Source organism: Hymenobacter metallicola (genome assembly GCF_004745645.1).
GTDB classification, from domain to species: Bacteria; Bacteroidota; Bacteroidia; order Cytophagales; family Hymenobacteraceae; genus Hymenobacter; species Hymenobacter metallicola.
On sequence record NZ_SRMB01000001.1, the window covers coordinates 30,752 to 43,979 of the forward strand.

12 protein-coding genes are annotated in these 13,228 nt (G+C 59.0%); 4 read left to right on the forward strand and 8 right to left on the reverse strand.

The window, feature by feature from the left end; genetic code table 11:
• Positions 1–56 precede the first annotated feature (56 nt).
• Complete coding sequence (locus tag E5K02_RS26010; protein ID WP_262709823.1) at positions 57–191, forward strand: hypothetical protein; 135 nt, start codon at positions 57–59, stop codon at positions 189–191.
• A gap of 136 nt (positions 192–327) precedes the next feature.
• Positions 328–2,850 carry a DUF5686 and carboxypeptidase-like regulatory domain-containing protein gene (locus E5K02_RS00140; RefSeq protein ID WP_135391284.1) on the forward strand — a complete coding sequence of 841 codons (2,523 nt, stop codon included), beginning with the start codon at positions 328–330 and terminating at the stop codon, positions 2,848–2,850.
• 96 nt (positions 2,851–2,946) lie between these two features.
• On the opposite strand, the gene E5K02_RS00145 is transcribed toward E5K02_RS00140, so the two are convergent.
• Complete coding sequence (locus E5K02_RS00145; protein ID WP_167856356.1) at positions 2,947–4,458, reverse strand: DEAD/DEAH box helicase; 1,512 nt, start codon at positions 4,456–4,458, stop codon at positions 2,947–2,949.
• A gap of 287 nt (positions 4,459–4,745) precedes the next feature.
• Between E5K02_RS00145 and E5K02_RS00150 the strand changes: the two genes are divergently transcribed.
• Both E5K02_RS00150 and E5K02_RS00155 read left to right on the forward strand, forming a co-directional pair.
• Positions 4,746–5,915, forward strand: a complete 1,170-nt coding sequence (locus tag E5K02_RS00150) for a CaiB/BaiF CoA transferase family protein (RefSeq protein WP_135391286.1) — start codon at positions 4,746–4,748, stop codon at positions 5,913–5,915.
• A 162-nt stretch (positions 5,916–6,077) separates the two neighbouring features.
• Positions 6,078–6,938, forward strand: a complete 861-nt coding sequence (locus E5K02_RS00155) for a hypothetical protein (protein WP_240737083.1) — start codon at positions 6,078–6,080, stop codon at positions 6,936–6,938.
• 198 nt (positions 6,939–7,136) lie between these two features.
• Here the strand turns inward: E5K02_RS00155 and trpS are convergent, their stop codons facing one another.
• The 7 genes from trpS to E5K02_RS00190 form a co-directional block, all read right to left on the reverse strand.
• On the reverse strand, positions 7,137–8,114 hold the full coding sequence (trpS, locus tag E5K02_RS00160) for a tryptophan--tRNA ligase (protein ID WP_135391287.1): 978 nt from the start codon (positions 8,112–8,114) through the stop codon (positions 7,137–7,139).
• Between the two features lie 22 nt (positions 8,115–8,136).
• Entirely contained in the window at positions 8,137–8,778 is a 642-nt protein-coding gene (locus E5K02_RS00165) for a hypothetical protein (protein ID WP_135391288.1), read from the reverse strand.
• A 196-nt stretch (positions 8,779–8,974) separates the two neighbouring features.
• Positions 8,975–9,595 carry a hypothetical protein gene (locus tag E5K02_RS00170; protein WP_135391289.1) on the reverse strand — a complete coding sequence of 207 codons (621 nt, stop codon included), beginning with the start codon at positions 9,593–9,595 and terminating at the stop codon, positions 8,975–8,977.
• Between the two features lie 32 nt (positions 9,596–9,627).
• Positions 9,628–10,374 carry a queuosine precursor transporter gene (locus E5K02_RS00175; protein ID WP_240737084.1) on the reverse strand — a complete coding sequence of 249 codons (747 nt, stop codon included), beginning with the start codon at positions 10,372–10,374 and terminating at the stop codon, positions 9,628–9,630.
• Between the two features lie 406 nt (positions 10,375–10,780).
• The gene (locus E5K02_RS00180) at positions 10,781–11,698 is read right to left on the reverse strand and encodes a ribonuclease Z (protein ID WP_135391291.1); all 918 of its coding nucleotides are present in this window, start codon (positions 11,696–11,698) and stop codon (positions 10,781–10,783) included.
• A 132-nt stretch (positions 11,699–11,830) separates the two neighbouring features.
• Positions 11,831–12,205: an STAS domain-containing protein gene (locus tag E5K02_RS00185; protein ID WP_044002696.1), complete on the reverse strand. Its 375-nt coding sequence runs from the start codon at positions 12,203–12,205 to the stop codon at positions 11,831–11,833.
• A gap of 99 nt (positions 12,206–12,304) precedes the next feature.
• Complete coding sequence (locus E5K02_RS00190; protein ID WP_135391292.1) at positions 12,305–13,135, reverse strand: DUF4198 domain-containing protein; 831 nt, start codon at positions 13,133–13,135, stop codon at positions 12,305–12,307.
• Between the last annotated feature and the right edge of the window lie 93 nt (positions 13,136–13,228).

The window sequence follows — 13,228 nt, forward strand, 5'->3', positions numbered from 1 at the left end:
ACCGTTCGTTAGCGCAGGAGCATTAGGGTATTTATAAACTTTCCATGAGCTGTGTTATGCAACGGGCAAGTCACTCTCAACCCGAACCTCACTCCGCAACCTTGTATTTCGTGGTGTTTTATGCGGGCCTGCTGAGCTTCATCGGCCTGTCCATCTTCTTCACGCCCCTTATCCAACTGCTGGCCGACTAGGCCGGGCTGGTGCAACTAATCCGGCGCGATTTGAGCTCCTGGGCCAAACCAACGCCGGGCTGAAACTGCCTACGCGCCCATTCTCCTTGCCAGGAAGCGCCCCCACGTGGCTTGCTGCTTCTGCATTTTGCTTTCCATGAAACGATATTTACTGCTGCTGATTCTTGGGTTAAGTATGCTCCTGCATCCTTCGGCCGGGCTGGCGCAACGGCTGGTCCTGAAAGGACGCATAACGGAGGCGGCTACGGGCCAACCCGTGCCTTTTGCCTCGGTGTTTGTGAAAGGTACCAGCTTGGGTGCCACCGCCGACGAGGAGGGCCGCTACGAGTTGACGATTTCGCACCCGGTCGATTCCGTGTCGGCATCAGCCATGGGCTACCGGCCCAAAAGCCGGGCCGTGAGCCGGCAGGAGGCGCAAACCATCAACCTCGCCCTGGCCTCCACGGCCGTGTCGTTGGGCGAAGTGGTGGTGCGCTCCACCGAAAATCCGGCCTTCGCCATTCTGCGCAAGGTGCAGCAGCACAAGCGGCAAAACGACAAGGCCCGCCTCTCCGCCTTTGAGTTTGACAGCTACAACCGTATCGAAGCTTCGTTGTCGGACATTACCGACCGCCTGGCCCGCCGCAAGGTAATTCGGGATATGACGGCCGTAGCCAGCGGCGTGGGCGAGATGGAACGCAATGCGGCTGGCAAGCCTACCGTGCCCGTGTTCGGTTCGGAGGTGCTCTCGCGCTACTACGTGCGGCACCGCCCTACCCGGGAGCGGGAGGAGGTGCAACATTCGCAGCTCTACGGCGCCGCCCCCCGCGACGGTACCGTATTGTCGCAGCTGCTGGGCTCCTCGTTCCAGGACTACGACTTCTACCCCAACTGGCAGGTGGTGATGGGCAAAGACTTTATCTCGCCCATTGCCGACGGCTGGCGCATCACCTACGATTACGACCTGGAAGACTCGGTGATGGTAGGCCAGGACCGCTGCTATCAGCTGAAGGTGTTTCCGCGCCGGGCCCAGGACCTGGCTTTCACCGGCCGCATCTGGATTACGACCGACTCCTACGCCCTGCGCCGCCTCGACCTGACCGTGGACCCCAAGGCCAACATCAACTTTGTTGACCAAATCCGCATCATGCAGGAGCTGGCGCCTTCCTCGGCCGGCCCTTGGCTGCCCAGCCGTACCCAAGTAGTAGTAGGGCTGAAGCCCACGCCCAAGCAAACCGGCTTGCTGGTACGCTTCACCACGATTAACTCCAACTTTGTGGTGCAGCAGCCCCACGAGCTACCCTTCTACGACCAGCCCCTGGCTACCGCCGCCGACGCCCTGAAAATTCCGGCGGGCTTCTGGGAGAAAAACCGCCCCGATACGCTTTCGGCCCAGGAAGCACGCACCCTGACCGTGCTGGATTCAGTCGGCAAGCTGCCCTCGGTTCGCACCTTCCTGGAAGTTGCCGACCTGGTGGTCAACGGGTATCAGCCGCTGGGCAAGCGGGAATTGGTGGAGCTGGGCCCCGTGCTCTACAGCTACAACTGGAACAATGTGGAAGGCAACCGCCTGCGCATTGGCCTGCGCAACACCCCGGCCCTGAGCCCCGACTGGCTGGCCCAGGGGTACCTGGCCTACGGCACCCGCGACGGACAGTTTAAATACGGGGTTTCCGCGGACCGCATCGTGAATCGGGCGAACTGGACCGTAGTCAGCCTGAAGCATAGCCAGGATCTGGATCTGGTGGCCCTGCTCGACAACGACATAGCCCTGGAAAGCCCACTATTTGAGGTGGCCGCCCGCTTCGGCAACATTAAGCCCCTGCTGCCGCTGTGGCGGGAAGTGAGCAGCCTGTCGGCCCAAACCGACCTGTTTCACAACTTCACGCAGAAGCTCACGCTTCGCCACCAACGCTTCAATCCGCTCTACAACTTCGCCTATTATACCAGCCCGGACCAAACGCCGGAAGCCCCCACCGCCCACCGGTTCCAGCTTTCCGAGGTGGTATTTGAGTCGCGCTACGCCCCGGATGAAGTCATGGTGCAAAACCAGAACCACCGCACGGCCGTCGGGATTCGGAAGTGGCCGGTGTTTACCGGGCGCTACACGCTAGGGCTGAATCATGTGCTGGGCAGCGACTTTGCCTACCACAAGTTCAACCTGACCATCAGCCAAAGTGTGCAACTGGGCCAGCTGGGCCGCACCGAATACGTGCTCGACGCGGGCTACATTCCGAGCACGGTGCCCTACCCGGTGCTGAAGGCACACCTGGGCAATGAGTCGCCCATTTATACCTCCAATGCCTACAACCTGATGCGCTACTTCGAGTTTGTCAGCGACCGGTACGCTTCCCTGCACGCCGAGCACTACTTCGAAGGCTTGCTCGTAAACACGGTGCCACTGCTGAAAAAGCTCGACTGGCGCCTGGTTGCCTCGGGTAACCTGCTGTATGGCAGCCTACGGGAAGCCAACCGCCGTACTACTCCCGACGTTGATGCGGCCGGCGCCCTGGTGCCTACGTACCGCGGCCTGGGCAGCACCCCCTACGTGGAAGTGGGCTACGGCGTAGAAAACATCCTGAAGTTTATCCGAGTCGACTTCCTGCACCGCTTAACCTACCGCGACCTGCCCGGTGTGCACAACTTTGGGGTAAAGGTCTGTGCTCAGTTCAAGCTGTAAGCACGCGTACACCTGGCGCCGAAACTCGATATTTCGCGCTGTCTGCGCACAAAAAAGCCCCCGAGCAGTCAGGGGCTTTTTTGTGCGGAAAGGTATTTACTCAGCGCTAGGAGCGGCAGGCGTGGCCTGAGGCGTGGTTTCAGCCGAAGCGCCTTCGGGGCGAGGCCCACGGCCACTGCGGTTGCGCCCCCCGCGCTTACGACGCTTGGGCTTGTCGCCGGCTTCTCCTTCGGCACGTGGCGGGCGGGCCTCCCCTTCCGGCCGCGGGGCACGGGGTGGGCGCGGCGGCCGGGCTTCCCGGGCTACTGCTGGGGTTCCTGCTTCGGCTACCGAAGCGCCTGCCTCAGCGGCGGGGGCGGGGTGGCTTTCGCGCCGCGGCCCCCGGCTAGCCGGGCGCCGTTCGCCGCCTTCGCGAGGTTTATCACCCTCGCGGCGCGGGCCCCGGCCGTCACGCCCGCTCCGGCCGTCGGGGCGCCCCCCGATCTTGCCGCGCAGGCCGCTGAAGCGCTTGGGGTCAAACTCGGGAGCAGGACCCAGGCCGAGTTCTTCGGTAATGGTCTGCTTTTCGACTTCGCGCTCAATCAGCTTTTCAATCTTGACAACCCGGTCCTGGTCCTGATCGGCAATGAAGGTGATGGCCGTGCCTTTGGTGGCGGCGCGGGCCGTGCGGCCAATGCGGTGCACGTAATCCTCCGCTGCTCGCGGGATATCGTAGTTCACCACGTGGCTGAGCGAGTCGATGTCGATGCCGCGGCTGAGCACGTCGGTGGCTACCAGAATCGGGAACTGCTTGTTCTTGAAGTCGCGCATAATCTTCTCGCGCTCCTCCTGGGTGCGGTCCGAAGAAATGCCCTGGGCCACGTAGCCGAGCTTATTAATAGCCCGCACAATGCCGGCCACGGCGGCCTTCTGCGAGGTGAAAAGCACCATGCTCTGCACTTCCTGGGTTTTGAGCAGGTGCTCGAGCAAGTAGATCTTCTGGCGGTCGAAGGCCATGTAGAACTGCTGGTCGATGCCGGCCGCGGGCTTGGATACAGCCAGGCGGATTTCCTCGGGCTCGTTGAGAATCTGCTTCGAGAAATCCCGGATTTTATTGGGCATCGTGGCCGAGAACAGCAGCGTCTGCCGCTCTTTGGGCAGCTGGCGCACGATGTTCAGAATATCGTCCGAAAAGCCCATGTCCATCATCTTGTCGGCCTCATCCAGCACCAGGTACTTGATTTGGTCAAACTTGACGTAGCCCATTTGCAGGTGGGCAATCAGCCGGCCGGGCGTGGCGATGATAATGTCGGCGCCGCTGGTGAGGGCGCGCTTCTGCTGCTCCCAGTTTTCGCTTTTGCCACCCCCGTAGATGGCAATGCTGCTGGCTTCGACGAAGTAGCCAAAGCCAGTTACCTGCTCATCAATCTGGGTAGCCAGCTCGCGCGTGGGCACCAGAATCAGGGTGGAGGTATTGCCGTGCTTGGCGTGGGAAATCTTGTCGAGCAGGGGCAGCAGGTAGGCCGCCGTTTTGCCAGTGCCGGTTTGGGCGCAGGCGATAAGGTCTTTGCCTTCAATAATTTTGGGAATGGCTTGCTCCTGAATGGGCGTGGCATTCTCGTAGTTCATGGCATCCACGCCAGCCAGGAGGTCGTCGTGGAGATTAAAATCAGAAAACTTCAAGGTTCAGCTAAATAGTAGTGAGAAAAGGCTGACCCTGTTTTTCGGCCAGCAAACAGCTTGATTTGGGAGTAAATATACAGGTTTTCCAAGGCTGACTGCCCAGCTCTGCCGACGGCGGTCGGCAATACGGCAAACCGGGTAGATTTGTGTTCAGAGGCCGGAAGCCAAACACTGGTGGACCGGTACTGGCCTGGTCGTTCTCCCTACAACCGTATTCAACAGGTAAACACCCCATGTCGTTTTCCAGTTCTACCGAGGCCCCGGCCTCGGCGTTACCCTTTGCCGACCTCACCATCCTGGAGCTGGCCAGCGTCCTGGCCGGGCCGCAGGTCGGACAATTCTTTGCTGAACTGGGCGCCCGGGTGTTAAAAGTGGAGGCCCCCGCCGGCGACGTGACCCGCACCTGGAAAACCCGCGCTGAAGCCCCCGACACGGATGTATCGGCGTATTTCAGCTGCGCCAACTGGGGCAAGCACTCCATTGTGCTGGACCTGACGACGCCCCCGGGCCGGCAGCAGGTGCAGCAGCTGGCCGCCCAGGCCGACATCGTCCTGGCCAGCTATAAGCCCGGCGACGCCGAGAAACTGGGCGTGGACTACGCCACCTTGCGGCAGGGCAACCCGCAACTTATCTACGCCCACCTTACCGGCTACGGCCCTCGTACGGCTCGGGCGGGCTACGATGCCGTCCTGCAGGCCGAAGCGGGCTTTATGTACCTGAATGCTCTGCCCGGGCAGGCGCCCCAAAAAATGCCCGTGGCGATGATCGATCTGCTGGCGGCCCACCAACTCAAGCAAGGGCTGCTGACGGCCTTGTACCACCGGGCCCGCCGCGGCGAAGGCGCCCTGCTGCAGGTATCGTTGCTTGATAGCGCCCTGGCTTCGCTGGCCAACCAAGCCGCAACCTGGCTCGTTACCGGCCGCGACCCGCAGCCCCTGGGCTCGGGGCATCCGAGCATTGTGCCCTACGGCACCGTCTACAAGGCGGGCAACGGCCGTAGCTTAGTGCTGGCCGTGGGGGCCGACCGGCAGTTTCGGCACCTGTGCCAGGCGCTGGCCCGGCCGGAGTGGGCCCAGGAAGCGCGGTTTCAGACCAACGAGGCCCGCGTAACGCACCGGGCTGCTCTGGAAAGCCTGCTGCAAGCGCGCATAGCCGAAGTAGATGGCGACGAACTGCTGTCGGCGTTGGAGCAGCTTGGGGTGCCGGCCGGCGCCGTGCGCACGGTGGGAGAGGCCCTGGCGGCCGAGTCCGGACAACCGATGCTGCTGCCGGCCGGGGAAGCTCCTTTTCAGGGGCTTCGTACGGTGGCGTTTCGAAGCTCGGCCTGGTCAGTAGCTCCGGTGCTGTCGCCGCCGCCCCACTTGGGTGAGCACACTGACAGAGCAATTGCAGGCCAGGAATAAGAAGTTGGATACAACTGCGAAACTGTCTATTTGCGTAGGTAAAAGCAGTGAAGAGCCTTGCAACTACGGGTTGCGGGTTCTTAAATTCCCATTTGGACACCTTAGAATCAGGCTGCTGCCGGTTGTAAAGGAGCCTTTTTGTTCATCGTACTGCTCTGTCTCATGCCCCATACGACCCCGCCAACTGTAACATCCCTGGTCGAAAATCCGGCCGCCACGCCCACTGCTCCCGCTCCCGAACCTATCGTTGAGAAAACGCCCGAAGCGACAGTAGGGGCCACGGCTACCGACAACTTGCCCACGGCCGCCCCCGGCTCGCCTACGGAAGCTCCCGCCGACCGCCTCGACCAGATTTTCGAGGGGTTGCAGCAGAAGTCGATTGCCAAGCAAGCCATTTTCCGCAACACCCGCGCCGCTTTCGACATGCTGCGCCTCGTGTCGCAGGAGCTCGTCGTGGAGCTCAGCCGCAAGATCACGCCCGTTGATTCGAACGTGCTGATTGAATACCGGCCCGTGAACGACATGGAATTCCACATCAAGTTCAGCGGCGACCTGCTCATCTTTGTAATGCATTCCAACATCGTGACGTTTGCCGAAGACTACGGCCCGATGGCGTCGAAATACGTGGAGGAAGACTTTCGGCGGCGGTTTTTTGGGCATATCATGGCCTACAACTTCATGGCCGACAGCATCAAGTATCAGCGCATGAATGACCCGGGCTACCTGGTAGGCCGGCTGCTGATCAACATCGAAAACCACTACTACCTCGAAGGTGTGCAGCAGCTCGAACTGCCCGACAACGACATGGCCGATAACCTGATTACGGCCGATATGCTGCGCCTGTTCGTGGAAAGCGCCATGATTGCGGCCGTCAACAACGACCTGATTGCCCCGCCCATGCAGGACATTCAAAAAATCACGGTCAAGCAGAAAGTCGAAAACCAGCAGGTCAGCCGCGGCAGCAAAGTCGGCTTCAGCTTCTCCAGTGAGCAGCACCACTCCGTCGACGGGCTGCTTTATTAGAGGTTGTGGTGGAGTGCTACAGACGGGTCATGGCGAGATGTAAGCCGTAGCCATCCGTCCGCTGAAATGGGCGGAGCCTTCTAAAGTGAAAAGCCCTCAATCGTTGGTACGGTTGAGGGCTTTCTGGTAAAAAGAATGTGTCTACTGCGCAGAAGACGGATGGCTTCGCTACGCTCGCCATGACACGCGGGCTGCCGCCTACCGCCGCAGGTAGCCGACTTTCTCGCGGACTTTATTCAGCACGTCGCTGCCGTAGGCCTGGGCTTTGCGGGCACCTTCAGCCAGGCGTTTGTCTACCTCGGGCAGGTTGTTGATGTAGAAATTAAACTGCTCCCGCTCGGTGGCAAAGCGCGTGCGGATGACCTCGTACAGCGCCGTTTTGGCGTGGCCGTAGCCGTAGCCGCCGCGCAGGTAGTTCTGCCGCATCTCCTCTACTTCGGCCGGGGACGCCAACAGGGAAAATAGCTTGAAAGTCGTGTCGGTATCCGGGTTTTTGGGGTCCTCCAGCGGGGTGCTGTCGGAGATGATGCCGCGGATGGTTTTAAGCAGGGCCTTATCATCCTGGAAGATGTCGATGATGTTGCCGTAGCTCTTGCTCATTTTCTGTCCGTCGAGGCCGGGAATGGTCATCAGCTGCTCGTCTACGCGGGCCTGGGGCAGCACGAAGGTTTCGCCGTAGCGGTTGTTGAAGGTAGAGGCAATGTCGCGCGCTATTTCCAGGTGCTGAATCTGGTCTTTGCCCACGGGTACTACCTCGGCATCGTAGAGCAGAATGTCGGCCGCCATGAGCACGGGGTAGGTAAACAGGCCCGCATTCACATCGGAAAGCCGGTCCGACTTGTCCTTGAACGAGTGGGCATTGGCCAGCATGGGGTAGGGCGTGAAGCACGACAAGTACCAGGTCAGCTCCGTTACCTGGGGCACATCCGACTGCCGGTAGAACAGGTTTTTCTCCGTGTCGAAGCCGCAGGCCAGCCAGGCGGCCGCCACCGCGTAGGTGTTCTGCCGCAGCAGTTCGGCGTCGCGCACGGTGGTCAGGGAGTGCAGGTCGGCAATGAAGTACAGCGACTCGTTGGCCGCGTTTTTCGACAGCTCAATAGCAGGCAGGATGGCGCCGAGCAGGTTGCCTAAGTGCGGGCGGCCGGTGCTCTGAATGCCAGTAAGGATGCGGGACATGGGAGAAAAGAAAAAAGCTGGATTAGTGGGTGTAGGAGATGGCGCAGTCGCAAGGCTGCCCCGTATTAAGAGCCCGAATCATGACCAGCAGGTTATCGGTATTGACAAGCTTGTTCGTTACCAGCTTCGCCAGATCAGGACGAGTGGTAAGATAGGGTATCAGCGCATCCCGAAATTTCTGGCCGCCGTTGCTCAAGCCGCTGGCCGGCAGGGGCGTAATGACCGATTCCCCGGCCCGGCGCAGCAAGTGCAGGGTGTAGGATTTGCTGCCCCCGCCCATGGGGCTGCCATTGGTGCCCAGCATCATCGGGCCATCGACGATGTAGTGCAGGCGCATGAGCACAACTTGGCCGCTGTCGAGCTGCTCGACGAAAGCGTTGGGAATCGTGTCGCCGTCCAGGCCTTTGTCGACAGGAAAGCCACCGGCGGTAATGAATTTCTGCCGTCCCAGCCGAAACGACTGCACTTGTTCGGGCGACAGGCGGGTAGTTTTGCCCTTGGCATTCTTCACTAGTAGCTCAGTGCAGCCCCGCAGCTTCAGGTCGCCCTCCAGCCGCTGCGTGGGGTTATCGACCAATACATAGGAGCCGGGCTCAAACGAGTTGAACTGGGCCCACACCAGCTGGGGAAAAAGCAGACCGGCAAACAGCAAAAACGTGCGCATTGGCAATAGGAAAGAGCAAATAAATGCCGGCCTCTGAAGTTGATCCTTGGGCTTGCCTAGGCGTAAAGCCGATTGAAAAAAGCGGTATATGCTCCTGCTAAAGCAGAACAGGTGCCACGAAGTTAAACCAGGAATTAGACTTTACAGCTCTTGGGGGCCGCTGCCAAGCCGTAAGCAGCGGTGCTGGGCAGCAGTATTAACGAAAAGGCTGGTTGGTATTCAGGGCATGGATAAAAGCCCGTAGGTTACCGACAAACACCTTGTCTTCGGCCAAGAGCTTCGCCAGATCTGGCCGGGCCGCTACATACGAGCTTAAGACCGCCTTGAGGGCGGCCTGGTCTTTGGCGGAGCCGCGGGAAGAAATGACCGTGGGCGAGCTGTAGCTCTGGGCCCCGCGCACTAAGTAGACGTGCTGCTCCGGGCCGGGCCCATCGACGGTTCCGTTACTGTTGACCCGGGTAGCGCCCAGCACGTAGTTGTAGCGCATCAGCAGCACCTGGCCGCTGTCCAGCAGGGCCACGAAGCTGCGGCCCCGGTAATCGGACTGCAGTCCCGAGCCAATGCTAAAGCCGCTGGCAACCGTGTATTTCTGTCCTTCAATCTGGAAAGAATACACGTCGAGCGGTTCGTAACGCATTTTCTTACCGTCTGGGTTTTTGACCAGCAACTTGTCGCCGGCCAGAAGCAGCTGGCCCGAGTGCCGCGCCTGGCGGTTGTCGGCCAGTATGTAAGAGCCAGGTTTATACTTATTGAATATCTGGGCTAGGGCCACCTGGGGCAGCAGCCCAAGAACGATTACTATTGCGGTTGCGCGCATCAAAACGTAAAAATTAGAAAAGCTTTACTTGACTATACACTCACATCCGCTACTGCTTCCTGCTGCAGCTCTGCCGTTTCCTCTTCCCCCAGGTAGCGGTCAATCAGGAAGTGCGCCAGGTAGAGCACGGGCGTGAGCAGAATGGCCGCCGCGAATTTGTACCAGTAGTTGGTATTGGCCACGCTCAGCACCTGGTCGAAGCTCCAGTTGCCGAAGACGTAGAACGCCACGAACAGCACCACGAAGCTGTCCACGAGCTGGGACACGAGCGTAGAGCCGGTGGCGCGCAGCCATACCAGGCGGCCTTTGGTAGCGCGGCGCAGGGCCTGAAACACGGTAGCATCGAGCACCTGCCCAACGGCAAAAGCCGTGAGCGAGCCGGCAATAATGCCCAGGCCCTGCCGGAAAATCATCTGGTAGGCAAAGTCAATGTTGATGGGCTGGCCCTGGGGGTCTTTGCTGTTGACGTCGAGCCAGAAGGCGGCCGGTGGTAGCTTGGTAGTGGCGTAGATTACCAGAAAGGCAAACAGAATCAGGGCGGCGGTCAGATAGCTCACGCGCAGCACGCCCTCCTTGCCGAAATACTCATTGATAATGTCGGTAGTGACAAACACGACCGGCCAGATCAGCACCCCTGCCGTCAGGTTGTCGGCGCGGCCAATGAGGGGTTCCAGGGAAAAAATCTTAACCCCGATGATTTCCGCCAGCAACGCATTGACAATGAAAATGCCGCTGAGCACGAGGTAGAGCTGCGTCTTTTTATGGGCGTAGGTTTTCAAGAGGGAGTATTTTGGCAGGAACGCAGGCCGACAATAGAGAGTCAGCCAGAATCAACGATGAGAAATTATAGTGGATCTTAATACCCAGCTGTTGGCTTGTCTGAGAAATGTGGCTTTCACATATGCCTCTCCCCAAGGGCCAGTAGCATTGGTGTTGTAAATGGCGGAGTCTAAATAGATACTGTGGGAGGGCAGCGCTGATAGCGAAGCATTCGGCCCGCAAATAGAGGCGAGGTCACGATTTCTGGGCAGGTGCGTTTTGAGGTAGTTATAACGCGCATCATCGAAAGTGAGAGCTTCAACAACACTCTCGGCTACGCCGGCTATACATACTGCTGCCAAAACAATGATGTAAAACTTCCCCTTGTTGCGCATACACCCTAATTATCAATTTTAGGTTCTGCTCCTACTCCGGAATGCTGACCGTTTTGCCCTCGGTCGCCAGCTCGACCGGCTCAAATACCGTTTGGGCTTCGCGCAAGAGCGGTTCCAGGTCGCGGTAGCGGGAAGAGAAATGGCCGATCAGCAGCCGGCGGGCCCGGGCTTTTTGCGCAAACAAGCCGGCCTGCCGGGCCGTGGAGTGGTGCGTGGTGGCGGCCCGTTCCCGCATATCATCCAGGAAAGTGGCTTCGTGATAAAGCAGGTCTACGTCGTGCACCAGGGGGACCAGGCTTTCGGTGTAGAGCGTATCGGAGCAGTAGGCGTAGCTGCGCGAATGGTTGGGCGCGGTGGTTACCGCCTGGTTGCTGACCAGCACCGTGCCGTGCTCATCTACCACATCGTTGCCCTGGGCCAGGCGGCTGAGCTGGGCCGGCGAGAGGCCTTCGGGCAGGCGGGCTTTGTCGAGGTGGCGGCGCTTGGGCTTCTCCCGGAACAGGTAGCCGCAGCACGGAATACGGTGGCGCATGGGCAGGGTGTGCACCGTCAGCAGGCGGTCTTCGTACACCAGGGCGTGCTGCTCAGGGTCGACGGCGGTAAACTGCAGGTCGAAGGACAGCTGGGTGTGGGAGTGCCGGAACTGCGTGGTCAGAACCTCGTCCAGGCCGGCCGGGCCGAAAAGCTGCACCGGCTCGGTGCGGCCCTGCAGGTGCATGGTCGACAGCAACCCGAACAGGCCGAAGAAATGGTCGCCGTGCAGGTGAGAAATAAAGATGGTGTGCAGGCGCTGATGCCGCACTTTGTACTCTACTAACCGACGCTGGGTGCCCTCGCCGCAATCAATCAGGTACGACTGGTTGCCGACGGTGAGCACCTGCGCCGTGTGATGCCGATTGAGAAAGGGAGTGGCCGAGGCACTGCCCAGGATTTTCAACTCAAACTCCAAAATAAGCTGGTAGCTAGTAGCGGATGGCTGTTCGCTTTTTTAAAGATGAGAAAAAGAAAAAGCTGCTGGCCGTTAGTCGCTAGTCTGAAAAAACTAACAGCTAACTGCCAACAGCTCACAGCTTCTAAAAAACTACTCTTTGCTAGTCAAATCCCGCTCGATGGCGTGCAGGAAAATCCGGTCGATGCCTTCTTCCACGGTGGGCAGAATGTGCAGGACCGACTCCAGTTTGGAGATGGTGATAAGCTTCATGACGTGGTCTTGCAGACCGGTGAGTACAAGCAGGCCGCCGGTGGAGTTGCACAGCCGGTTGGCAATCAGGATAGAGCTCAGGCCCGACGAATCGGTATACTTCACGTTGCTCAAATCCAGGATTAGGTTATTGATGCCTTCAGCATTCAGCTTCACGAATTCCGATTTCAGGTCCGGAGCTACAGTGGTGTCGAGCTTCTTCTCGTCAATGGTGATAATCGTGTAAGTTTCCTTTTTATCAATCGAGTACTTCATGCCGTCGGTGGTTCGAGTTTAATAGAGTTGCGAAGGTAAGAAAAAAATATTCGAGTACAGAGGGCCTGTAAGGCACTCAAGGTAGGCAAAAAATAGAAATTATTTCATGCCTCGTCCGGCAATTCCAAAGGTCAGTGTGGCCCAGGTACTCTGCCAATCCGCCGCTTTGCGGTCGGCGGCCGGTTCCATATACACCGAACTTACCAGGTAGTTGCCCGGACCGTTTAGTCGAAACAGCACCCGGCCGTTTTTGTTAGTATGGAAGCGGCTAACCCGGGTCGGCTGGCCGGTTACGCGTTGCCAAATCTGGATCTGGGTGGCCGGCAAGGGGGTGCCCTGGTACAGCACCAGGCAGGTCAGGGAGGCTTCGGGTTTAAGCGAATAGGGATTTTGCTCGGGAATAATTTCCAGGGGTTGACCCGTTTTCCAAGCGTGCGTCCCGACCGTGTCGAGGCGGCTGGGCCCCACCTGCACGAGCGTTTTGGCACAGCGGCGGTACAGCTCCCGGGCGGGCTTGCTGGTTTCGCCGCGCTGCTGCCGTAGATGCGTAACCCGCTCTAATTCATTTGCTTTCAGGTAGGTGTTGAATGTTTCAGCGTCCAGCTCTACAAAAGAGTTGGTGGTACTAAAAGCCAGCAGGTGCACCCCGGGCCGGACGAGCTCTACGGAGGTGCTGAGCGTGTCATGCTGGCTGGCCGTCTTGGTAAGGTCAAGTGTATCGTTGGGGGCGTAGTGCACAAAGCTGGTGAGCCGAGTGGGCTTACCAGGCCACCGGCTGCCAGTAAAATTCTCGCCCACAAAAACATGCAGATTTATTTTAGCGCCTGCTTCTACAAAAAAACGGGGTGGTAAGAGCCAAAATTCCTGCGCAACAGCTGCCCCCGCACTCAGGAAAATGCACAAGGATGCTATTCGGAGTTGGCGAAACACAGACGGAAATACAACTTAAAAAAGTAAGAGATAATGAAGCGCCGGTAATTGAATAAAAACAACCCCGTGTTTAATTCAATTACCGGCGCTTAC

Excerpts from the sequence above, each read along its gene's own strand:
- E5K02_RS26010 (WP_262709823.1), top strand. The coding sequence starts at position 57 with ATGCAACGGGCAAGTCACTCTCAACCCGAACCTCACTCCGCAACCTTG.
- E5K02_RS00170 (WP_135391289.1), bottom strand. The coding sequence starts at position 9,595 with ATGCGCGCAACCGCAATAGTAATCGTTCTTGGGCTGCTGCCCCAGGTG.
- E5K02_RS00150 (WP_135391286.1), top strand. The coding sequence starts at position 4,746 with ATGTCGTTTTCCAGTTCTACCGAGGCCCCGGCCTCGGCGTTACCCTTT.
- E5K02_RS00140 (WP_135391284.1), top strand. The coding sequence starts at position 328 with ATGAAACGATATTTACTGCTGCTGATTCTTGGGTTAAGTATGCTCCTG.
- E5K02_RS00165 (WP_135391288.1), bottom strand. The coding sequence starts at position 8,778 with ATGCGCACGTTTTTGCTGTTTGCCGGTCTGCTTTTTCCCCAGCTGGTG.
- E5K02_RS00145 (WP_167856356.1), bottom strand. The coding sequence starts at position 4,458 with ATGAACTACGAGAATGCCACGCCCATTCAGGAGCAAGCCATTCCCAAA.
- trpS (WP_135391287.1), bottom strand. The coding sequence starts at position 8,114 with ATGTCCCGCATCCTTACTGGCATTCAGAGCACCGGCCGCCCGCACTTA.
- E5K02_RS00155 (WP_240737083.1), top strand. The coding sequence starts at position 6,078 with ATGCCCCATACGACCCCGCCAACTGTAACATCCCTGGTCGAAAATCCG.
- E5K02_RS00185 (WP_044002696.1), bottom strand. The coding sequence starts at position 12,205 with ATGAAGTACTCGATTGATAAAAAGGAAACTTACACGATTATCACCATT.